24 protein-coding genes are annotated in these 21,552 nt (G+C 66.3%); 12 read left to right on the forward strand and 12 right to left on the reverse strand.

The features are described from left to right. Positions 1 to 7: 7 nt before the first annotated feature. From asnB to QRO95_RS05010, 5 genes are all read right to left on the reverse strand, one after another. Entirely contained in the window at positions 8 to 1,951 is a 1,944-nt protein-coding gene (asnB, locus tag QRO95_RS04990) for an asparagine synthase (glutamine-hydrolyzing) (protein WP_285301824.1), read from the reverse strand. Positions 1,952 to 1,954: 3 nt separating this feature from the next. Further along, positions 1,955 to 4,234, reverse strand: coding sequence for a thiamine pyrophosphate-dependent enzyme (locus QRO95_RS04995; protein WP_285301825.1), 2,280 nt, complete (start codon positions 4,232 to 4,234; stop codon positions 1,955 to 1,957). Positions 4,235 to 4,312: 78 nt separating this feature from the next. Further along, the gene (locus tag QRO95_RS05000; RefSeq protein ID WP_197617124.1) at positions 4,313 to 4,969 is read right to left on the reverse strand and encodes a glutathione S-transferase family protein; all 657 of its coding nucleotides are present in this window, start codon (positions 4,967 to 4,969) and stop codon (positions 4,313 to 4,315) included. A 175-nt stretch (positions 4,970 to 5,144) separates the two neighbouring features. After that, positions 5,145 to 5,687 carry a GNAT family N-acetyltransferase gene (locus QRO95_RS05005; RefSeq protein WP_049398752.1) on the reverse strand — a complete coding sequence of 181 codons (543 nt, stop codon included), beginning with the start codon at positions 5,685 to 5,687 and terminating at the stop codon, positions 5,145 to 5,147. A 126-nt stretch (positions 5,688 to 5,813) separates the two neighbouring features. Then, a complete protein-coding gene (locus tag QRO95_RS05010) occupies positions 5,814 to 6,659 on the reverse strand; it encodes a glycine zipper 2TM domain-containing protein (RefSeq protein WP_049398785.1) in 846 nt (281 codons plus the stop codon). Between the two features lie 163 nt (positions 6,660 to 6,822). Here QRO95_RS05010 and QRO95_RS05015 point away from each other — a divergent pair, with 163 nt between their 5' ends. Together QRO95_RS05015 and QRO95_RS05020 are read left to right on the forward strand one after the other, a co-directional pair. Then, positions 6,823 to 7,038 carry a DUF6116 family protein gene (locus QRO95_RS05015; RefSeq protein WP_049398753.1) on the forward strand — a complete coding sequence of 72 codons (216 nt, stop codon included), beginning with the start codon at positions 6,823 to 6,825 and terminating at the stop codon, positions 7,036 to 7,038. Further along, on the forward strand, positions 7,035 to 7,814 hold the full coding sequence (locus QRO95_RS05020; RefSeq protein ID WP_049420901.1) for a TatD family hydrolase: 780 nt from the start codon (positions 7,035 to 7,037) through the stop codon (positions 7,812 to 7,814). Before QRO95_RS05015 ends, QRO95_RS05020 begins: the two co-directional genes overlap by 4 nt. A gap of 72 nt (positions 7,815 to 7,886) precedes the next feature. Here the strand turns inward: QRO95_RS05020 and QRO95_RS05025 are convergent, their stop codons facing one another. After that, a complete protein-coding gene (locus QRO95_RS05025) occupies positions 7,887 to 8,714 on the reverse strand; it encodes a ThiF family adenylyltransferase (protein WP_134952129.1) in 828 nt (275 codons plus the stop codon). 80 nt (positions 8,715 to 8,794) lie between these two features. On the opposite strand from QRO95_RS05025, the gene QRO95_RS05030 reads away from it, so the two are divergent. After that, positions 8,795 to 9,229 carry a cytochrome c gene (locus QRO95_RS05030; RefSeq protein WP_049420899.1) on the forward strand — a complete coding sequence of 145 codons (435 nt, stop codon included), beginning with the start codon at positions 8,795 to 8,797 and terminating at the stop codon, positions 9,227 to 9,229. Between the two features lie 136 nt (positions 9,230 to 9,365). Then, entirely contained in the window at positions 9,366 to 9,860 is a 495-nt protein-coding gene (locus QRO95_RS05035; RefSeq protein ID WP_010486804.1) for a glycine zipper 2TM domain-containing protein, read from the forward strand. Positions 9,861 to 9,931: 71 nt separating this feature from the next. Here the strand turns inward: QRO95_RS05035 and QRO95_RS05040 are convergent, their stop codons facing one another. Beyond that, positions 9,932 to 10,141, reverse strand: a complete 210-nt coding sequence (locus QRO95_RS05040; RefSeq protein WP_005410290.1) for a cold-shock protein — start codon at positions 10,139 to 10,141, stop codon at positions 9,932 to 9,934. A gap of 236 nt (positions 10,142 to 10,377) precedes the next feature. Here QRO95_RS05040 and QRO95_RS05045 point away from each other — a divergent pair, with 236 nt between their 5' ends. The 3 genes from QRO95_RS05045 (at position 10,378) to arsC (ending at position 12,478) form a co-directional block, all read left to right on the forward strand. After that, positions 10,378 to 10,863 carry a DUF456 domain-containing protein gene (locus QRO95_RS05045; RefSeq protein WP_285301826.1) on the forward strand — a complete coding sequence of 162 codons (486 nt, stop codon included), beginning with the start codon at positions 10,378 to 10,380 and terminating at the stop codon, positions 10,861 to 10,863. Between the two features lie 119 nt (positions 10,864 to 10,982). Next, positions 10,983 to 12,137, forward strand: a complete 1,155-nt coding sequence (locus QRO95_RS05050; protein WP_049434855.1) for a phospholipase A — start codon at positions 10,983 to 10,985, stop codon at positions 12,135 to 12,137. Continuing rightward, on the forward strand, positions 12,137 to 12,478 hold the full coding sequence (gene arsC / locus QRO95_RS05055) for an arsenate reductase (glutaredoxin) (protein WP_285301827.1): 342 nt from the start codon (positions 12,137 to 12,139) through the stop codon (positions 12,476 to 12,478). The genes QRO95_RS05050 and arsC overlap by 1 nt, the downstream gene beginning before the upstream one ends. A gap of 71 nt (positions 12,479 to 12,549) precedes the next feature. Here arsC and QRO95_RS05060 read toward each other — a convergent pair whose 3' ends face one another. From QRO95_RS05060 to QRO95_RS05075, 4 genes are all read right to left on the reverse strand, one after another. Continuing rightward, the gene (locus QRO95_RS05060) at positions 12,550 to 13,185 is read right to left on the reverse strand and encodes a glutathione S-transferase family protein (protein WP_134952157.1); all 636 of its coding nucleotides are present in this window, start codon (positions 13,183 to 13,185) and stop codon (positions 12,550 to 12,552) included. 58 nt (positions 13,186 to 13,243) lie between these two features. Beyond that, entirely contained in the window at positions 13,244 to 13,582 is a 339-nt protein-coding gene (locus QRO95_RS05065) for a hypothetical protein (protein WP_121505096.1), read from the reverse strand. Between the two features lie 71 nt (positions 13,583 to 13,653). After that, positions 13,654 to 14,049 (reverse strand): hypothetical protein, encoded by a 396-nt coding sequence (locus QRO95_RS05070; RefSeq protein ID WP_134952159.1) that lies wholly within the window; start codon positions 14,047 to 14,049, stop codon positions 13,654 to 13,656. A gap of 119 nt (positions 14,050 to 14,168) precedes the next feature. After that, positions 14,169 to 15,686, reverse strand: coding sequence for a fumarate hydratase (locus tag QRO95_RS05075; RefSeq protein ID WP_100434984.1), 1,518 nt, complete (start codon positions 15,684 to 15,686; stop codon positions 14,169 to 14,171). A gap of 147 nt (positions 15,687 to 15,833) precedes the next feature. Here QRO95_RS05075 and QRO95_RS05080 point away from each other — a divergent pair, with 147 nt between their 5' ends. The 5 genes from QRO95_RS05080 (at position 15,834) to QRO95_RS05100 (ending at position 20,977) form a co-directional block, all read left to right on the forward strand. Then, positions 15,834 to 16,730: an RNA polymerase sigma-70 factor gene (locus QRO95_RS05080; RefSeq protein ID WP_285301828.1), complete on the forward strand. Its 897-nt coding sequence runs from the start codon at positions 15,834 to 15,836 to the stop codon at positions 16,728 to 16,730. A 36-nt stretch (positions 16,731 to 16,766) separates the two neighbouring features. Continuing rightward, positions 16,767 to 17,216, forward strand: coding sequence for a carboxymuconolactone decarboxylase family protein (locus QRO95_RS05085; RefSeq protein WP_012511595.1), 450 nt, complete (start codon positions 16,767 to 16,769; stop codon positions 17,214 to 17,216). An 89-nt stretch (positions 17,217 to 17,305) separates the two neighbouring features. After that, on the forward strand, positions 17,306 to 18,121 hold the full coding sequence (locus tag QRO95_RS05090) for a hypothetical protein (protein ID WP_285301830.1): 816 nt from the start codon (positions 17,306 to 17,308) through the stop codon (positions 18,119 to 18,121). A gap of 125 nt (positions 18,122 to 18,246) precedes the next feature. Then, positions 18,247 to 20,118 (forward strand): ABC transporter ATP-binding protein, encoded by a 1,872-nt coding sequence (locus QRO95_RS05095; RefSeq protein ID WP_285301831.1) that lies wholly within the window; start codon positions 18,247 to 18,249, stop codon positions 20,116 to 20,118. 79 nt (positions 20,119 to 20,197) lie between these two features. After that, the gene (locus QRO95_RS05100; RefSeq protein WP_046984352.1) at positions 20,198 to 20,977 is read left to right on the forward strand and encodes a ferredoxin--NADP reductase; all 780 of its coding nucleotides are present in this window, start codon (positions 20,198 to 20,200) and stop codon (positions 20,975 to 20,977) included. Positions 20,978 to 21,054: 77 nt separating this feature from the next. Here QRO95_RS05100 and QRO95_RS05105 read toward each other — a convergent pair whose 3' ends face one another. Further along, positions 21,055 to 21,534 carry a glutathione peroxidase gene (locus tag QRO95_RS05105; protein WP_180845214.1) on the reverse strand — a complete coding sequence of 160 codons (480 nt, stop codon included), beginning with the start codon at positions 21,532 to 21,534 and terminating at the stop codon, positions 21,055 to 21,057. Positions 21,535 to 21,552 lie beyond the last annotated feature (18 nt).

The following is a 21,552-nucleotide window of genomic DNA, read 5'->3' on the forward strand; positions in this document are numbered from 1 at the left end:
GTGAAGATCAGCCGCCGGTCACGCCCGCGCGCACCTGCCGCCAATGCGCCTGCCAGGCCTGGAACATCAGCACGTTCCACAGATGGGTATGCCACTTGCGTTGGCCGCCGAGGAACTGCTGCCACAGCGGCTGTACCGCGGCCGCCGACAGCACGCCCTCCCGCTCCAGCCGCGCAGGCTGCAGCAAATCTTCGGCCCACGGCCGCAGGTCGCCCTTCAGCCAGTCACTGACCGGCGCGCCGAAACCACGCTTGGGCCGGTGCACCATCGACTGCGGCACATAACGGCCCAGCACGCGCTTGAGCAGCACCTTGCTGGTGGTTTCACTGCGCTTGAAGCCCAGCGGCAGCGACCAGGCGAACTCGGCCACGCGAGAATCCAACAGCGGTGCGCGGGCTTCCAGGCTGACCGCCATCGAGGTGCGGTCGACCTTGCACAGCAGGTCATCCGGCAGGTAGGTCACGTAATCGGCCAGCATCATCGCATCGGCCGGTGTGCCGGCACCGTGCAACGGGTCGGCCAGGTCGTAGAAGCTGCCCGCGGCCTGCGCTCCGGGCACTGCCGCCGCCGGGTCGCGCCAGCGCGAGATGCGGTTGCGGTACACGTCACCGATGCCACGCGCGCCGGACTCGGCCAGCAGCGCGGCCAGGCCCCCGGTACGCGAGGCCTCGCCCTGCTGCTGGGAGCGCGCGCCCATCCAGCGCCGCAGCGGCCCCGGCACACGGCCCAGCATCTGCCAGTTGCGCAGCGCGCGTACATAGCGGGTATAGCCGAAGAACAGCTCGTCGCCACCATCGCCGGACAGCGCCACGGTCACGCCCTGCCGCGCCAGGCGGGCGACCAGCGCGGTCGGCACCTGCGAGGCATCGGCGAAGGGTTCGTCGAACATCGCCGGCAACTGCGGCACCACCGCCAACGCATCGGCACCGCTGACGTAGAGTTCAGTGTGGTCGCAGCCCAGATGCGCGGCCAGTTCCTTGGCCAGCGGCGCCTCGTCGTGGCCCGAACCGGTGAACCCGATGCTGAAGCTGTGCACCGGCTGGCCACTTTGTGCCTGCATCAGCGCGGCAACCAGCGACGAATCGGTGCCGCCGGACAGGAACACGCCCACCGGCACGTCGGCCACCATGCGCAGCGCGACCGCGTCACGCAGCAGCCCGTCCAGCTGCTCCTCGGCTTCCTCGATGCGGCCCTGGAACGGCGCAGCCAGCGCCGCCTGCATGCGCGCACGCGCATCCCAGTACGGGCGCTGCGCCTGCTCCGGCCGGTGCGCGGCCGCACCCGCCGCCACGGCTTCCGCATCCAGGCGCAGCACGCGCCCGGGCATCAATTTGTAGCAGCGCTGGTGGATGCTGTGCGGCGCCGGAATGTAATCCAGCCGCAGCAGCAGGGTCAGGGCGTCACGGTCGATGTCGTTGTCGAAGGCCGGGTGCTGCCACAGCGCCTTCAGTTCCGAACCGAACACCAGGGTGTCACCGGCCCAGCCGTAGTACAGCGGCTTCTTGCCAACACGGTCGCGGGCCAGCCACAGGCACTGCTCCTGGCGGTCCCACAGCGCAATGGCGAACATGCCGTTGCAGCGCTGCAGGGTGTCTTCCATGCCCCATTGCAGGATCGCTGCCAGCAGCACCTCGGTGTCGGAGTGGCCACGGAAAACATGCCCCAGCGGCTCCAGTTCGGCACGAAGGGCGGCGAAGTTGTAGACCTCGCCGTTGTAAGCCATCACGTAGCGACCATCGGACGAGGCCATCGGCTGGTGGCCCAGCGGCGACAGGTCGAGAATGCTCAGCCGACGGTGCGCCAGCGCGATGCCGGCCCCGGCATCGACCCAGCTGCCGCCATCATCCGGCCCGCGGTGGTGCAGCGCCTCGCCCATGGCCAGGACCTGCGCCTGCAGCACCTCGGCCGACGCCACCGGCGCCGGCAACAACATTCCCGCCAATCCACACATACATCAGGGTTCCTGCGCCAGTTCAAGGGCGGCGCCAATCACCGCATTGTCGCTTGGAAGCCCGAACATTGCTGCCCCCGCCAACGGGGTATAGGTATCGGCACCGCAGACCCGGCGCAGCGGCAGGTGGCCGAAGCCGGCCTCGACCAGGGCGGTGACCACGCCCTCGCCCACCCCGCCACTATGGCGGCCCTCGTCCAGCACCAGCACCCGCCGCGCACTGGCCGCCTGACTGGCGATGAAGCCGGCATCCAGCGGCACCAGCCAGCGCAGGTCGACCACCCGCACCTGCCAGCCCAGCTGCTGCTCGATTGCCCGCGCCGCGCGCAGCGCCATCGGCACGCCGTTGCCATAGGTGTAGACCACCAGGTCGCCTGCCTCCGGCGCATAGACCCGCCCTTCGCCCGGCACCAGCGCCTGGCCCTGGGCGGGGTAGTCGAACAGCCACTGGCCATCGCCCGGCGCATGCAGGTCCTTGCTCATGTACAGCGCGATCGGCTCCAGGAACACCGCCACCCGCCCGTCCACCCGCGCCAGCGCGGCCAACGTGCGCAGCATCATCACCGCATCGTCGCCGCGCGACGGGCAACCGACCACCAGGCCGGGAATGTCGCGCAGCGCGGTGATCGAATTGTCGTTGTGGAAGTGGCCACCGAAGCCCTTCTGGTAGCCCAGCCCGGCCACCCGAACCAGCATCGGGTTGCGGTACTGGTCATTGGAGAAGAACTGCAGCGAGCACGCTTCGCCGCGCACCTGGTCGATGGCGTTGTGCAGGTAGGCCAGGTACTGGATCTCCGGGATCGGCAGCATGCCCATGTTGGCCAGGCCCTGCGCCATGCCCAGGATCATGGTCTCGTCCAGCAGGGTGTTGAACACCCGGCGTGGGCCGAAGCGGCGCAGCAGATCCTTGGTGACGGTATAGACACCGCCCTTCTGCGCGACGTCCTCGCCGAACAGCAGGCTCTGCGGATACTTCGCCAGCAGTTCCTGCAGCCCATGGTTGATCTGGATGGCGAGGTGCCGAGGTGCCTGCCGCTCGGGCAGGGCCTCCGCACCGCCATACAGCGCTTCGCGCGCATCGGCGGGCACCTCGCGCCGCGCTTCGGCCTGCACCGCCGCCGGCGTGTACGGTGCCAGCGGCGCCATCACCTCCTGTAGCGACTGCAGCGTCGGGCGGCCTTCGGCATCCGCCGCCGCGGCCATGCAGCGCGCGCGCATCGTTTCGTAGGCGACCTCGATGGTGGCCGCATCCATCCAGCCCGACTCCATCGCGATCTGCGCCGAGCGCAGCAGCGGATCCTGCGCCTCGGCCGCGCACAGCTCCGGCAGCGCGCGCCATTCCACCTCGAAATCGGTGCCGGCGTGGCCCATCAGGCGGGTGGTGCGCAGATGCAGGAAGGTGGGCCGCCGCGTGCGCCGGCAGTGCTCCACCGCCGCCTGCACCTGGGCGTGCCCGGTGGCCAGGTCGAGACCATCAGCGAAGAAATAGTCGAGCCCCGGCTGGCGGCTGAAGCGCTCGGCAATCCAGCCTTCCGGCGTCTTCACTGAAATGCCCAGCCCGTTGTCCTCGCAGACGAACAGGATCGGCGCCGGCAGCTTCTGGTAGGCCGACCACATCGCGGTGTTGAACGCGGTCTGCGCGGTGGCATGGTTGGCCGAGGCGTCGCCGAACGAGCACAGCACGATGCTGTCGGCCGGGATCGGCAACGGCTGCCCCAGGCGCTTGCCGCTCTCGATGGCCAGCGCGGTGCCCAACGCTTTCGGCAGGTGCGACGCGATGGTCGAGGTCTGCGGCAGCACCCACAACGGTTTGCTGCCCCACACCTTGTGGCGGCCCCCGCTGGCCGGGTCATCGGCGCTGGCGGCGAAAGACAGTGCGGCATCGCGCAGCGGATCGATGCCCGGCACCTGGCGCGAACGCTCGGCCATGAAGGCACCAGAGCGATAGTGCAGGAAGGCTGGATCGGTATGCCGGCAGGCCCGCGCCAACAGCGCGTTGCCTTCGTGGCCGGAGGAACCGATGGTGTAGAAGACCTTGTTCTGAACGCGCAGCACGCGTGCCATCAGGTCCAGCTGGCGGCTGGCCAGCTGCGAATCGAACAGTTCGCCAAACGCGGCGGCAGTGAGCGTGCTGCCCGGCAGGATCGGCGCATCCGGCGCCGGGCGCGGACGCGGGGTTCCAAGCCAACCACGCACCGCATCGAGAAAGTTGACGTCGCACACTTCGGCGCGGTTGAGCACGCGCATGCGTGCGGGAATCGGATCTGGAACCACAGCGAACATCGAACACCCTCCGTGTCGTTGTTGCATTCCGCCCGGCGTTGGCCAGGCGCTACCCTGTGGGGGTCGCCCTGGTGAGACTCACGCAGCCTCGAATCGCGAGCGCACTTCGGCAGTCACGGCCGGCATCGGCAGGAAGCGCGGTTGTTCACGCACGCGCTGCAGCCAGCCACGCACTTCCGGGAATGGCTGCAGGCTGATACCGCCCTCTCCCGCCACGTCGGTATAGGCGAACAACGCGATATCGGCGACGCCATATCCGTTGCCGGTGAACCACTGCGCTTCGCGCAGATGTTGCTCCATTACTGCCAGCGCGGTGGCGGCGCGCTCGTGCAGGCGCGGCAGTTCGGCTCGGCGCGGTGAATCAGCGGGGGTCCAGCCACGGATGAAGCGCGCCACCGCCACGCACGGCTCGTGCGTGTACTGCTCGAAGAACATCCAGCTCAACGCCTGCGCGCGCTCCCAGCCATCGGTGGGCAGGTACGGCGTGCCCTCGGCCAGCCAGAACAGGATCGCGTTGGATTCGGTCAGCACGCGGCCATCGTCGCGGACGATCAGCGGCACCTTGGCATTCGGATTCAACGCCAGGAATTCGGGGGTGTGGGTCTGGCCATGGGCACTGTCCACCTCCACCCAGCGGTAGCGGCTGCCGAGCTGCTCCAGCAGCAGGCGCACCTTGTGGCAATTACCCGAGACCGACATGCCATGCACCGTCAACGGGACGCGCTCTTCCACCATCGCCTGCTCCATCGGATCCGGCCGGCGGCCAGCTGCGTGCAGTCTGGCAAGCGCGCCGATGAATGCCAAGCGCGGGTGCAGCATGGCAACCCGGTAGTGCCGGCCGCTGGCCGGCAATCGCGTTGCGGCAGATTCATGCGATTGCCGGCCAGCGGCCGGCACTACCGGGCAAGGCTCAGCGCGCGCGCTGCCGCCACTGCTCGCGCGACTGGCCCCAGATCTGCATCGGCTTGTCGTTGTACGGCGGCGGCAGTTCCCCCATCCGCAGCAGCGTGCTGCCGAGCTTGCGCGCGACCGCCCGCGAGTTGTCGTTGTTCTCGGCGATGGTGTGGATCACTTCGTCCCAGCCCAGCATGTCGAACGCCCAATCGATTGCTGCGACCGCCGCTTCCGGCGCATAGCCCCGGCCCCAGCTGGCATGACGGATGCCCCAGCCGACCTCGGTACCGGGCCAGTCCTGCGGTTGCCAGGGCCCCATCCGCCCGATCCAGTCACCGCTGGATTTCTCGATCACGCTGAACATCGAGAAGCCAAACAGCTGCCAGGCGCCAGCCAGGCTGCAGAAGCCACGCCAGGCCACCGACGGCGGCTGCACGCCACCGAGGGTGCGCATGGTTTCCTCATCAGCGCAGAATGCCAGATACGGTTCGTAGTCCTCGCGCAGCAGCGGGCGCAGGATCAGCCGTTCGGTTTCGATGCGCAGGTCGAAGATGCTCATGCCGGCTCCATGTCGAAGGAAGCGTCCATGATGGTGGATTCGCGCCCCGCGCGGATGAATTTCGCCGGCTGCAACGAAACGGGCCGGCATAAGCCGGCCCGTCAGGCACTGCATGCTGCGTCTGGATTACTGGCGCGTGCTGGCCGCCGTGGCACCGGCAGCAGCGGTCTGCGTGACCAGCTGGCCGTCGACCACCGGCAGGCGATCGCTGGCCGGCTTGTTGTCCATGCGCACGGTCTTCTCGGCGCCGTCGTAGCGGTAGGTCACGTTGTAGCCCTTCACCACGTCGTTGGTACCCATGGCAATGCGGTTGCCCGGCTTGCTGGCCATGCGCATGGTGCCGGTGGTGCCATCCTCGTTGCGGTAGGTCACGTTGTAGCCGGTGACGCGGCTCGACTCGGAGGTCGCGGTCTCGGTGTGGCACTGGCGCTCGGTGCGGTTGACCACGCGGCCACCCACATGGCGCTTGTCGATCTGGTTGCCGATGAAGCCACCGGCCACCGCGCCGGCCGCAGTGGCGGCCTTCTTGCCATTGCCGCCGCCGACCTGGTTGCCCAGCAGGCCACCCACCACAGCACCGACCACGGTGCCGCCGACGTTGCCGTCACGTTCCGGCAGGCGCTCCTGCACCGTCACGTCCTGGCAGACTTCATGCGGGGTCTGGGTGGTGGAGGTCTCACGCACCGCGTCGGTGCCGATCACGGTGGCATACGCCTTCTGCTTCTCGGTGATCGGGTCGACCTTCAGCACATCGGCATATTCCAGCCCACGCGGTGCGGTCGGGTCGAGAGTGTCACCACGCGCGCCATCGTCGGTGGCGTTGCCATCGACCAGGCGCGATTCACCATTGGGGGTTCCGGCGCTGATGGAATCGGGCGATCTGTCGCCACTCTTCATGAAGGCGGCAGTGGCGATGCCACCGACCAGCAGCGCGCCCGCTGCGACCAGGACAGTTGTAGTTGTGCTTTTCATGACCTGCTCCTTGCGGACCATCCGCAACGTTCTCGAATCAGATTGCAGCATGCGCTGCCTGAACGGAATCTCCACATTTCCTGCTCATTCCCGTAACCCATTCAGCATCGGGAAATGCTGGGCCCGTGGTAGCGTTTGCATATTCCCCAGGAGGACTCCCGCCATGGCCAACCCGATGCTGCTGCCGGTACTGCAATGGGCGCGCCGGCTGCGCTACCCCACCCTGTTCAAGCTCACCGCGGGCCTGTTCGCGCTGACCCTGTTCATCCCGGACCCGATTCCGTTCGTCGATGAGCTGGTGCTCGGCTTCGGCACCCTGCTGCTGGCCAACTGGAAGCGCCGCAACACCACCACGCCTCCGCCGCTGGAGCAGCATTGAGCCTGCTGGTCGACAGCCACTGCCATCTGGACGCCAGCGAGTTCGACCGCGACCGCGCCGCGGTGGTCGAGCGTGCGCAGGCCGCTGGCGTGCACCAGCAGGTGGTGCCGGCGGTGACCGCAGCCAGCTGGCCGAAGCTGCGCGAGGTCTGCCAGCAGGCGCCGGGGCTGTACCCAGCCTACGGCCTGCATCCGATGTTCCTGGCCGAGCACCAGCCTGGACACCTGCCGCTGCTGCGCGAGTGGATCGAACGCGAACGCCCCTGCGCGATCGGCGAATGTGGTCTGGACTTTTTCGTTGAAGGCCTGGATGCCGAGGCGCAACAGGCATATTTCATCGGTCAGCTGGAACTGGCCCGTGAGTTCGAGCTGCCGGTGATCGTGCATGCACGGCGCGCGGTGGATGCGGTGATCGCCGCGATCCGTCGCGTCGGCGGCCTGCGCGGCGTGGTGCACAGCTTTTCCGGCAGTCCAGAACAGGCAGCGCAACTGCACAGGCAGGGCTTCCTGCTCGGGCTCGGCGGCCCGTTGACCTACGAACGCGCGCAACGCCTGCAGCGGCTGGTGCGCGAGATGCCGCTGGAACAGCTGCTGCTGGAGACCGACGCTCCGGACCAGCCTGACGCCGGCATCCGCGGCCAGCGCAACGAACCGGCACGGCTGGCGATCATCGCCCGCCACGTGGCGGCGCTACGCGGGATGGAGCTGGACGCGGTGGCCCAGGCCACGACGGAGAACGCGCGGCGGCTGTTCGCGCTGCCCGCAATGCAACGGTAGGTGCCGGCCGCTGGCCGGCATCTGCGCTGATTCAATCATTCCGGAGTTGCCGGCCAGCGGCCGGCACTACCATCACGCGTCAGCGTGATCCTCGACCACTTCGGCCTTCACCTTCTTCGGCTCCAGCAGCATTTCAAGCGCCTTGCCGACCGCCGCGAACGCGAACGCACCGGTGATGTGGGTCGCCGCACCCAGGCCCGCGCCGCAGTCCAGCTTCAATGCCGCATCAGCGCCCAGGTTCGGGCGGATGCCACAGACGCTGCCATCGGCCTGCGGGTACTTCACATTCTCCAGCGAATACACCGCCGGCACGCCGAAGTAGCGCTTGGCATTCTTCGGAAAGTTGAACTCGCTGCGCAGCTTCTTGCGGATCAACGCCAGCATGGCGTCGTGCTCGGTGCGCGAGACATCGCGGATGCGCACCAGGGTGGGATCGGTGCGGCCACCGGCGGCCCCCACGGTCAGCAGCGGCAGCTTGCGGCGGCGGCACCAGGCAATCGTCTCGACCTTGACCCGGAAGCTGTCGCAGGCATCGATCACCAGATCAAAGCCACGGTCCAGCAGTTCGGCCATGTTCGACACCGTCAGGAACGCCTGTACGGCATCGACCGCGATGTCCGGGTTGATCGCGCGGCAGCGTTCGGCCATCGCCTCGGCTTTGTTGCGGCCGTAGTTGCCTTCCATCGCCGGCAGTTGCCGGTTGGTGTTGGACACGCAGATGTCATCGGCATCGATCAGGGTCAGGTGACCGACCGCCGAACGGGCCAATGCCTCCACCACCCACGAGCCAACGCCACCCATGCCCACCACCGCCACGCGGCTGCCCTGCAGGCGCTCGAGTGCGCCCACGCCATACAGCCGTTCGATGCCGGCGAAGCGTTGTTTGACCTGTTCGTTCATCCGGCTATTTTAACGTGCAGGCGCCAGCGCCTGCAGCGCGCCGGCATCGAACCCACCGTTGCACGTCCGGAGAGCCCGCCATGAACGCCAGCCCGCCCCGCCGCCCGTCCACCGCCTACCGCTATCTGTTCGTGCTCGGCCTGGGCCTGTTGATCGGCCTGATCGCCACGGTGATGGTCGGCCGCGCCCTGCAGGCCCGCCGCGATCCGTTCCCGGACAGCCTGATGCAGGTGATGCAACGGCAATCACAGCTGCTGCAGCAGGCCCAGCAGCAGAACCGCTGCAGCCTGGCCGACAGCGTGCCGCGGTTGCAGGCGATGCGCCTGCTGTCCAACGACCTGGACCTGGCCTTTCCCGGGCTGAAGGACAGCGCGCAGTTCCAGCAGCATGCCAGTCAGCTGCGCGGCAACCTCAACGCCGCTCTGGCTGCGCCGCCCAGCGACTGCACGGCCCTGGCCCAAGTGGTGGAAACGGTGCAGGCCGACTGCCGCGCCTGCCACCAGGACTTCCGCTGAGCCGCATTCATCCTGCAGCCGGACAAGGCCTGCGCGGTTGGCGCCTTGTTCACGTTCAAAAGGGGACGATTCGTCCACCCTGCTGCATGACGCAGTACCACCCCAGACACCCGCCTTCACGGCCAGGAGACGCCCCATGAAGATCCAGCTCATCGCCGCCAGCGCCATCGCTACCCTTGCCCTGGCTGGCTGTGCCACCTCGCCCGGCTACGGCGGTGGTGGTTACAACAACGGCTACAACAATGGCGGCTACGGCAACAATGGTGGCTACAACCAGGGCCGCTGCGCCGACTGCGGCATCGTGACCCGCATCAACACCGTGCAGTCCGGCCGTACCGCGCCCAGCGCGACCGGCGCGATCCTAGGCGGCATCGTCGGCGCCGTGGCCGGCCACGAGATCTCCGACCACACCGGCGGCAGCCGTGGCAACAAGAACATCGCCGCCGCTGCGGGCGCGGTCGGTGGCGCACTGGCCGGCAACCAGATCCAGAAGAACGTGACCAGCGACACCTACGACATCAGCGTGCGCATGGACGATGGCCGCACCATCGTGGTCAACCAGCGCGACCTCGGCGGCATCCGCGAGAACACCTACGTGCGCGTGGTCAACGGCAAGGTCATCCTGCGCTGACCTGCATCGGGCCGATGGCAAAGAAAAGGCCCGCTTGCGCGGGCCTTTTCATTTGACGGTATGCAGCGCGATCAGGTCGGCTGAACGGCGTCGGCCTGCAGGCCCTTCTGGCCCTGCACGACGGTGAAGGTGACCTTCTGGCCTTCCTTCAGGCTCTTGAAGCCCTGGGTCTGGATGGCACGGAAGTGCACGAACACGTCTTCGCCGTTTTCACGGCTGATGAAGCCGAAGCCCTTTGCATCGTTGAACCACTTGACGGTACCGGTCTCGCGATCAGACATCTCACTAACTCCCTGGTGACTCTCTCTTGTTGTAGGAAACGCCTGGTGGGCGGCTGACAAGCAAGGGGGAAGCGAGGTGCATCGATGCAGCGGATCGGGAAGATCTTGCTTCATCAGGCCACGATCCACGGTGACCTTGCCAAGCTCAGCGACTGCAACTTAACCCGCCCAAAACGAAAAAGCAACTGGCAAAATCTTTCACTGTCAACCCCAAAACGACCACCATACGGGACAGCATGGGACTCTCATTCATCTTATATCTGCTAGCGGTCATTTTTGTCCTCGTCGGCATCGCCGGAATCATCCTTCCGGCCCTCCCCGGCATCCCGCTGGTGTTCATCGGACTGCTGCTGGCGGCGTGGGCGGACGGCTTCGCCCACGTCGGCTGGCCGACCCTGGTCGCGCTGGGCGTACTGACCCTGCTCTCGCTGCTGGTGGACGTACTGGCCACAGTGGTGGGTGCGCAGCGGGTCGGTGCCAGCCGCAAGGCGCTGTGGGGCTCGTTCGTCGGCAGCATCGTCGGGCTGTTCTTCATGCCGATCGGCCTCTTTGCCGGGCCCCTGATCGGCGCCTTGGCCGGCGAGTACTGGCACACCCGTGAACTGGGCCGCTCGACCAAGGTGGGTCTGGCCACCTGGCTCGGCATCCTGCTCGGCCTGGCGTTGAAGCTGGCGGTGGTGATCGCGATGCTGGGCCTGTTCGCCTTCGCCTGGTTCCTGTAACCCGCACCGTCTTCACGCCGCGCGCACGCGGTGGCCGTGCATAAACCGTGGGGGCTGGCCGCGATGCGGTACAGCCGCCACACTGTGCGATTCCCGTATTCACCGAAGGGCCTGCTGGAATGACCCTCCCCCCGCTGCTTCCCCGCCTTGCGCCGCTGGCGCTGGCCCTGGCCAGTGCCCCATTGGCCGCGCAGGAATTCGTGCCCAGCACCGATACCTCGCCGGCGGCGTGTGCCGCCATCACCACTGACGCGGCGCGCCTGGCCTGCTATGACCGCCTGTTCGCGCATACGCCGCAGGCCACGGCCGCCGCCGATGCCGCTGCCGAGGCGGCCGCGCAGGCCCGTCGCGAAGAACGCCAGACCGCACGCGTGAGCCAGGGCGAAGAGAAACTGCGCGAGCGGGTCAGCGACCTGTTCCGCCCCGCTGCGCCCGACAGCGCGCTGGCCAATGCCGGCCGCGGTTCGCTGCTGGACAGCCGCTGGGAACTGGCCGAGGACTCCAAGCTCGGCCCATTCCAGCTGCGTGCCTACAAGCCGGTGTACCTGCTGCCGGCGTTCTGGACCAGCGACCGCAACACCACGCCGCATTCGCCGAACCCGGCCAACACGGTCACCACGCCGCAGGTGCTGGACAGCGCCGAACTGAAGTTCCAGATCAGCTTCAAGACCAAGATCGCCGAGAACCTGTTCGGCGACAACGGCGACATCTGGGCCGGCTATACCCAGAGCTCGCGCTGGCAGGCCTACAACGGCGAGGATTCGCGCCCGTTCCGCGAAACCAATTACGAGCCGGAAGTGATGATGGTGTTCCGCAACGGCTACTCGATCGGTGGCTGGCGCGGGCGCATGACCGGCATCGCGCTGAACCACCAGTCCAACGGCCGCGCCGACCCGCTGTCGCGCAGCTGGAACCGGGTGATGCTCAACATCGGCCTCGACCGCGAGAACTGGGCGCTGGTGCTGCGACCCTGGTACCGCATTCCCGAGACCCGCAGCGACGACAACAACCCGGACATCGAGGATTACATGGGCCGCGGTGATGCGACCCTGACCTGGAACCGCAACGGCCACGAAGTCTCGCTGATGGCGCGCCATTCGCTGCGCACCGGCAGCCGCTCGCACGGTGCCCTGCAGCTGGATTACGGCTTCCCGATCAGCAACCTGCTGCGCGGCCATGTGCAGGTGTTCGATGGCTACGGCGAAAGCCTGATCGACTACAACCACAAGGCCACCTACGTGGGCGTGGGCGTGTCCCTGCTGGAGTGGTTCTGATGGACGTGACGATCTGGCACAACCCGGCCTGCAGCAACTCGCGCGGCGCACTGAAGCTGATCCGCGATGCCGGCTTCGAGCCGGAGGTGATCGAGTACCTCGGCAATCCACCCGATGTGGCCACACTGCGCCAGGTGCTGGCCGAATCCGGCCTGGACGCGCAGGCGCTGGTGCGCAGCAAGGAAGCACAGTTCACCGAACTGGGCCTGGAAGAGGCCGACGATGCCACGCTGCTGGCCGCGATGGCCGCACACCCGCGCCTGATCAACCGCCCCGTGGTGCGCACGCCCAAGGGCACCCGCCTGTGCCGTCCACCGGAAACGGTGCTGGAGATCCTGTAACGGAAAAGGGGACGGAGGGGATTAAGTCGTTTGTGCACAAACGACTTAATCCCCTCCGTCCCCTTTTCTGTTTACCGCCAGTCGGTGATGCCTTCGCGGCGGTACACCTCGGCGAACGCCGGGCGCGCCTTCATCGACGTGGCATGTGCCTTGAGCACAGGCCAGGTGTCGCTGGGCTTCGGCATGTTGCGCGACCAGCGCATCAGCATCACCAGCATGTAGTCGACCACGCAGGGCGTGGTGCCCAGCAGGTAGGGGCCATGCGCCTGCAGGTGCGTGGCGACCTGCTGCCAGGCCGCCTCAAGGCGCTGACGGGCCATCTCGCGGCTCGCTTCGATATTTGCCTCGCCCGCCATTTCATGCGGATAGAACCAGGCACGATAGGCCGGCTGCAGCGTATTGGCACACCAGAACATCCAGCGGTAGGCATCGGCGCGCTGCGGCGTGCCCAGTGCGGGCAGCAGGTTGGCCTCCGGATGGCGGTCAGCCAGATACAGTGCGATCGCCGCCGCTTCGGTCAGTACCAAGCCATCGATCAGCAGCGTCGGCACCACACCGGCCGGATTCAGCGCCAGATACTCCGCCGACTTGTGCTCGCGCGTGTCGAAATCCAGCAGTACCAGTTCGTGCTCGATACCCAGCTCGATCAGCAGCCAGTGCACCACTAGGGCGGCGGTACTGGTCGAACCATACAGCGTGGTGCTCATGCGGAAGATCCTGTGCAGGTGGATCAGCCGATTATGCGCCCGCGCGCGCGGTCGCTGCTCAGCCGCAGATGCTCATGCAGGAATCCCGGCGTTCGCCACAGGACATCATCGGCGCGCGCATCGTGCAGTCATGCGCCTTCAGTTCGCAGGCACGGCGCAGGTCCGGGTTGTCCACATCCTTGCAGCGCTTGTCCGGCGCCGGCACCACCTGCTGCTCGCAATTGCTCTGGCGGCTGCCGAGGGAGTCATTCTGCGCCATGCAGCTGCGATAGCCGGCCTGGCACTGCACGCGGCATTGCGCTGATGCGGGGAAATCCGCGCCTTCGTACGACGCCGGGGTACTGCAGCCGGCCAGGGCCAGCAGGAACACAGCCGCGAGGGATCGATGCAGGCGCATGGGCACATCCAGTGCTGGGGTGTGCCGACCCTAGCAGACTACGGTTGCGCGTGCAGGCACCGACGCCCCCATCAGTACACGGGAACACCGGTGTCGGTGCGGACTTCATTCACGGTGCCGCCGCAGGAGAGCAGGCACTGGGCGTACGGAGCACTGCATGAAGGAAGCGCCGGGGAACCGCAGTAGGTGCCGGCGCCGTTGCCCCCTTCACAGTTGTGCCGCTGCTTGTCGTCGGCGATACCACTGCAACGGCTGATGATCCGGCTCTTCTCGCTTTCGCAGCTGCGCTGATCCGATTCCGCGCGGGCGCGGTTGTGGAAGTCGCACGTCGCCTTCTGGCTCTCGCAGACCGACGCGCAGATCCTCCCCGCTTCGTGGGTTGGCGGTTCGACGAAATAACGTGGCCCGCAGGCACTGCATGCCAGCGCAGCGACCAGCAACACGAAAACACGCGACCACTGCAGCACGATGGACTCCCTTCCAATACGTCAGACAGCGCACGTTAGCAGAGCACACCATCCACGGGCAGGCTGCATACAACAACGGCGCCACACGGGCGCCGTTGTCTGGACCGGAACGGGAGGAATTACTCCACCACCACCGGAATCTTGCCGATGCGGGCCTGCCATTCGCGCGGGCCGGTCTTGTGCACCGATTCACCAGTGGAGTCGACCGCCACGGTCACCGGCATGTCCTGCACGGTGAACTCGTAGATCGCTTCCATGCCGAGGTCGGCGAAACCGACCACCTTCGCCGCCTTGATCGCCTTGGACACCAGGTAGGCCGAACCACCGACGGCCATCAGGTAGGCCGACTTGTTGTCACGGATCGCCTCGATGGCCGCCGGGCCGCGCTCGGCCTTGCCGACCATGCCCAGCAGGCCGGTCTGTTCAAGCACCTGACGGGTGAACTTGTCCATGCGGGTCGCCGTGGTCGGACCAGCCGGGCCCACCACTTCGTCGCGCACCGGATCGACCGGGCCGACGTAGTAGATGAAGCGGCCCTTCAGATCGACCGGCAGTTCCTCGCCCTTGTTGAGCATGTCGACCATGCGCTTGTGCGCGGCGTCGCGACCGGTCAGCAGCTTGCCGTTGAGCAGCAGGGTCTGGCCCGGCTTCCAGCTGGCCACGTCCTCCGGGGTGATCGTGTCCAGGTCCACGCGGGTGCCCTTGGACGAATCGTAGGTCAACGTCGGCCAGTCCTCCAGCGACGGCGGGTCCAGCATCACCGGGCCGCTGCCATCCAGAGTGAAGTGCGCATGGCGGGTGGCCGCGCAGTTCGGGATCATCGCCACCGGCAGGTTGGCCGCGTGGGTCGGGTAGTCGTTGATCTTGATGTCGAGCACGGTGGTCAGGCCACCCAGGCCCTGCGCGCCAATACCCAGCGCGTTGACCTTCTCGTACAGCTCCAGGCGCAGCTCTTCAATGCGGTTGGAGGCACCACGGGCCTGCAGCTCGGTGATGTCGATCGGCTCCATCAGCGCTTCCTTGGCCAGCAGCATCGCCTTCTCGGCGGTGCCGCCGATGCCGATGCCGAGCATGCCCGGCGGGCACCAGCCGGCGCCCATGGTCGGCACGGTCTTCAGCACCCAGTCGACGATGGAATCGGACGGGTTGAGCATGGCGAACTTGGTCTTGGCTTCCGAACCACCACCCTTGGCGGCGACGATGACGTCGACGGTGTTGCCCGGCACCACCTTGACGTTGACCACGCCCGGGGTGTTGTCCTTGGTGTTGATGCGCTTGCCGGCCGGATCAGCCAGCACCGAAGCGCGCAGCTTGTTGTCCGGGTGCATGTAGGCGCGGCGCACGCCTTCATTGGCCATGTCTTCCACGCCCATGGTGGCGTCGTCCCAACGCACGTCCATGCCGATTTCCAGGAACACGGTGACGATGCCGGTGTCCTGGCAGATCGGACGGTGGCCTTCGGCGCACATGCGCGAATTGATCAGGATCTGCGCCATCGCTTCCTTCGCGGCCGGCGACTCCTCGCGCTCGTAGGCGGCAGCAAGGTTCTTGATGTAGTCGACCGGGTGGTAGTACGAGATGTACTGCAGCGCGTCGGCGATGGACTGGATGAGGTCTTCCTGCTTGATCGATGTCACGACTTGCTCGCTTGCTGGAGGCTGGCGGGGGTAATCCCCCCATTTTACCCCCTCCCCCGGCCGCAGGGTGGTAGTGCCGGCCGCTGGCCTGCACTATCCACGCACACCCTCTGTCACGCCACGCGCCACTGCGGCGTCCTTGCCCACATGAACGCTGAAACCGCTTTCCAGACCCACCGTCCGCGCCTGATGGCGCTGGCCTACCGCCTGCTCGGCAGTCGCGCCGACGCCGAAGACGTGGTCCAGGATGCCTGGTTGCGCTGGTCCGGCGCCGACCCGGCGGCCGTCCGCGACCCCGAAGCCTGGCTGGTCACCACCACCACCCGGCTCGGCCTGGACCGGCTGCGCGCAGCCAAGCGCGAGCGCGTGCATTACGTCGGCCCGTGGCTGGCCGAGCCACTGGCGGTCACCCTGGAGCCCGACCCGGCGCCCGGCCCCGCCCAGCTGCATGCGTTTGCCGACGATGTCTCGGTGGCTTTCCTGACCCTGCTTGAACAGCTCGGCCCCGAGGAACGCGCTGCCTTCCTGCTGAAGGAAGCCTTCGACCACGATTACCGTGAGATCGCCGACCTGATCGGCCACAGCGAGGCCAACTGCCGGCAGCTGGTGCATCGTGCCCGGCAGCGCCTGCAGGCCGGGCGGCCGCGCTTCAACGCCGACGCCAGCCAGCACCGGCAACTGCTCACGCGCTTCATGGACGCTTCCCAGCGCGGCGACAGCGAAGCGATCCAGGCCCTGCTGCACGCCAACGCGCTGCTGGTCTCCGACGGTGGCGGCGTGGTCACCGCAGCGGTGCGCCCGCTGCTGGGCGCCGAACGCATCGGCCGGCTGTTCTGGGCCATCGCCCGCCGCGGCGCGGCGCATCCGGCGCAGCTGGGCTACGTCAACGGCGAGCCGGCGATCCTGCGCTTCCAAGGCGATCGCCTGCACTCGGTCACCACCATCGAGGTGGTCGATGGCCGCATCGCCAACGTGTACAGCGTGTTGAATCCGGAAAAGTTGCCGGACGTTGTCACGCGCGGTGACGGCACGGCGTCCTTGTAATGAAAGGCGGCCATCGTGGCCGCCGTGGAGCCGAAAATGTCCGACCACGCCTCTCCCCGCGTCCCTTACACTCGCCTGGCCGCCGAAGCCTTCAAGGGCCTGCTGGCCACCAGCCAGGCGGTGCATGACAGCTCGATTGATCCGACCCTGATGGAACTGGTGTTCCTGCGCGTGTCGCAGCTCAACGGCTGCGGCTATTGCATGGACATGCATGCCACCACGCTGCGCAAGGGCGGCATCGAGCCGCGCAAGCTCGATACCCTGCCGGCCTGGCACGAAAGCCGTTTCTTCGATGCACGCGAGCGTGCGGCGCTGGGCTGGGCCGAGGCACTGACCCGGCTGACCGACGGTGCACCGTCACAGGCGGCGTTCGATGCACTGGCACCGCACTTCGATGAGAAGGGCATCAGCGACCTGAGCATGGGCATTGCGGTGATCAACGCCTGGAACCGGCTGGGCGCGGGTTTGCTGCCGCCGCTGCCGTAAGCCGAATGAGGCATGGGCAGCACTGTTGCCCATGCCTCAACTCCAATGAACAGTGGTAGTCGTAGCCGAGAACCCACAAGAACGTCGCTATGGGAAAACTGCCCGCCCCCGTGCTGAAAGCGCTGCGTGACTATTACCAATCGGACGCCCCCAAACCAGACGACGTGCTCCGCCTGCTGTCGCTTCATGACCTTTTTGCAGCCAAGTTCCGGGTCAATCACGACACCGCAATAAGGGATTTAATGAACGTCTTCAGCAAGATCCTGAAAGATCATGTTGTGGACAACTTCATCTTGGGCGTAGCTGAAAATTCGCCATCGCTCAGAGCAGGTCTATCGGCCTACTCCTTCATGGTCAACTTCCCCGCTCACACCTTCGCAAGCGATGACGGCGTCGTCTGCAAGATCTGCGGAGAGTTCAGGGAAGTTACCGTCGACCCAACCTTCATAAACGCCATCCGCTTTCAGGCCGGCTGCATGGTAGGGAATTCACCAACTCACCTGACGCACTTCTTGATTGAACACTCCAGGACACCAAGGCGTACTCCCAGTAGCCTGACCACCTTGTCAAGAATTCTCCAGGAAATCAGAAACACTAGTGCAGACGACACGCCCAACACACTACAACGCAGCATCCGCAGAATTCCTGGGGTGCAAATGAGCGTCTATGAGGCACGTGGCTTGCTTACTGCCTTGGGTCATGCGGGAATTCTTCAATCCGGGGCACATCAAGGCCTGGCTCAGGCATTCGTCAATGCGGAAACCGCACCTCGAAAGCACCATTCGTCGGATTGGGGTTACCCCATTTCGTTCTGGACAGGCGCTGATGGGCTGAATGACGATGCCTTGCGCTATTGGTTTTCGAGCTATCCCGAGCTACTGGATGGTCTGATCCAGCCGCGTTAATACCGCCCATTGCCTCACTCCCTTGCGGGGTCAGAGCCCTTTGCGCCGCAAAGGGATCTGACCCCGGCGCTGCCACACGGCTGCACTGACCCCACCTGCACGCGTCGGGCGCGCACAATACGCACATGCCTGCTACCCCCACCGCTGGCGCTGCCGCCGCGAAGAAACCCAGCCTGCGCCAGCGCTTCAGGGCGATGCGCAACCTGCCACCGTTCCTGCGCATGGTCTGGAAGACCAGCCCCGCGCTCACCCTGGCCAGCCTTGGCCTGCGCCTGATCCGTGCGCTGCTGCCGGTGGCGATGCTCTACGTCGGCAAGCTGATCATCGACAGCGCCCTGCACCTGAGCCAGCACGACGCTGGCTTCCCGCCGCTGGGCGAAGCACTGTCCAGCGGCATACTGAATCCGCTGCTGGGCCTGCTGGCGCTGGAATTCGGCCTGGCCATCGCCTCGGATCTGCTCGGCCGGCTGGTCAGCTACGCCGATGCCCTGCTCTCGGAACTGTTCGCCAACGTCACCAGCATCCGGTTGATGGAACACGCGGCAACGCTGGATCTGGAGGACTTCGAGGACCCGGACCTGCAGGACAAGCTGGACCGTGCGCGACGCCAGACCATGGGCCGGATGAACCTGATGAGCCAGTTGTTCGGCCAGGTACAGGACGCGATCACCGTGGCCAGCCTCGCCATCGGCCTGCTGGTCTACGCGCCGTGGCTGATCCTCCTGCTGGCGCTGGCACTGGTGCCGGCCTTCATCGGCGAATCGCACTTCAACGCGGCCGGCTACAGCCTCAACTTCCAGTGGACGCCCGAGCGCCGCCAGCTCGACTACCTGCGCCAGCTCGGTGCCAGCGTGGAAACGGCCAAGGAAGTGAAGATCTACAACCTGCACCGCTTCCTGGTGGAGCGCTATCGCAGGTTGTCTGTAGCACTATTCCAGGCCAACCGGGCACTGGCCCGGCGGCGTGCGTTCTGGGGCACGCTGCTGGCCGCACTGGGCACGCTGGGTTACTACACCGCCTACGCCTACATCGCGTGGCGCACGGTGCGCGGCGATTTTTCGATCGGCGACCTGACCTTCCTCGCCGGCAGCTTCCTGCGCCTGCGCCAGCTGCTGGAGGGCCTGTTGATCGGGTTCTCGCAGGTGGCCAGCCAGGCGCTGTACCTGGATGACCTGTTCTCGTTCTTCCAGATCCAGCCGGAAATCCACTCGCGTGAAGGTGCGGTGCGCGTGCCGCAGCCGATCCGGCAGGGCTTCGTGTTCGAGAACGTCGGCTTCCGCTACCCGGATGCCGAGCAATGGGCGGTGCGCCACCTTGATTTCCAGCTGCAGGCTGGCGAAGTACTGGCGCTGGTCGGTGAGAACGGCGCTGGCAAGACCACACTGGTGAAGCTGCTGGCGCGGCTGTACGAACCGGACGAGGGCCGCATCCTGCTCGATGGGCGCGACCTGCGCGACTACGACCTGGACGACCTGCGCGCCAATCTAGGGGTGATCTTCCAGGACTTCGTGCGCTACAACCTCAGCGCCGGCGAGAACATCGGCGTCGGCCAGGTCGAGGCGATGGACGACCAGGCGCGCATCGCCGACGCCGCACGGCGCGGAATGGCCGAGGAAGTGATCGACGACCTGCCCGGCGGCTACGACCAGCTGATCGGCCGCCGCTTCAAGCAGGGCGTGGACCTGTCCGGCGGCCAATGGCAGAAGATCGCCATCGCCCGTGCATGGATGCGCAATGCGCAGGTGATGATCCTGGATGAGCCAACGGCAGCGCTGGATGCGCGAAGTGAGTTCGAGGTGTTCCAGCGGTTCAGGGAACTGGCGGATAATCGCACCGCAGTGCTGATTTCCCACCGTTTCTCCTCGGTACGCATGGCCGATCGCATCCTGGTGCTGGCCGATGGCCGGATCGAGGCCAGCGGCACCCATGAAGAGCTGATGGCCCAGGGCGGCCGCTACGCCGAGCTGTTCGAGCTGCAGGCGGCCGGCTACCGCTGAGAACGCCTCTCGTTCCGCCTAATGAGAACCTGTCTCATTTGAGATAGAATCACCCCGACGACTTCCGATAGATACGCCCATGTCCTCCGCTTTTGGCGCCGAAACGGTGCTTGAGGTCCGTCATTGGACCGATGCCTACTTCAGCTTCACCCTCACCCGCGACAGCGGTTTCCGCTTCGAGAACGGCCAGTTCGTGATGATCGGCCTGGAAACCGAGGCGCGGCCGCTGCTGCGCGCGTATTCCATCGCCAGCGCCAACTGGGAAGAGCATCTGGAGTTCTTCAGCATCAAGGTGCAGGACGGCCCGCTGACCTCGCGCCTGCAGCACATCAAGCCGGGTGACAAGGTGCTGGTCGGCAAGAAGCCCACCGGCACCCTGCTGATCAGCGATCTGCACCCCGGCAAGAACCTGTACCTGCTGGGCACCGGCACCGGCATGGCGCCGTGGCTGTCGGTCATCAAGGACCCGGAAACCTACGAGCGCTTCGAGAAGGTGATCCTCTGCCACGGCGTGCGCTACGAGAAGGACCTGGCCTACCGCGATTACTTCGAGAAGGAACTGCGTGAGCACGAATTCCTGGGCGAGATGATCGGTGACAAGCTGCTGTACTACCCGGCCGTCACCCGCGAGCCGTTCGCCAACCAGGGCCGCCTGACCCAGCTGATGGAAAGCGGCGAGATGCAGCGCACCCTCGGCCTGCCCGAGCTGAGCCCGGAGAACGACCGCGCGATGATCTGCGGCAGCCCGCAGATGCTGGCCGACCTGCGCAGCGTGCTCGATGCCCGTGGCTTCCAGGTCTCGCCGCGTATCGGCCAGCCGGGCCACTACGTGTTCGAACGCGCCTTCGTCGAGAAATAAGCAAAAAGGGGACGGAGGGGATTAAGTCGTTTGTGCACAAACGACTTAATCCCCTCCGTCCCCTTTTTGGGTTCATCTCACAGCAGCGCTTCGATCTCGCCGCGCAGCTGCTCCGGCCTGGTGGTGGGCGCATGGCGCGACACCACCTGCCCCTGGCGGTCGACCAGGAACTTGCTGAAATTCCACTTGATGCGGGCGCTACCCAGCAGGCCGCGCTTTTCGCGTGACAACCATGCCCACAACGGATCAGCCCCGTCGCCGTTGACCTCGATCTTCTCCGACAGCGGGAAGCTGACCGGGTAGTCCAGCGAACAGAACTGGCGGATCTGCGCGGCGTCGCCCGGTTCCTGTGCACCGAACTGGTTGCATGGGAACCCGATCACCACCAGGCCACGCTCGCGATACTCCTGCCACAGCTGTTCCAGCCCGGTGTACTGCGGGGTGAAGCCACAGCGGCTGGCGACATTGACCAGCAGCATCGGGTGCCCCTGGTACCGGGCCAGGGCCTGCGGCTGGCCGTCGAGGTCGCGGAAGCTGAAGTCGTAGGCAGTGGTCATGGCAGCGGGCCGTGGGCG

Origin of the sequence: Stenotrophomonas maltophilia group sp. Smal13, from assembly GCF_030236855.1 — a bacterium.
Lineage (GTDB): Bacteria > Pseudomonadota > Gammaproteobacteria > Xanthomonadales > Xanthomonadaceae > Stenotrophomonas > Stenotrophomonas maltophilia_A.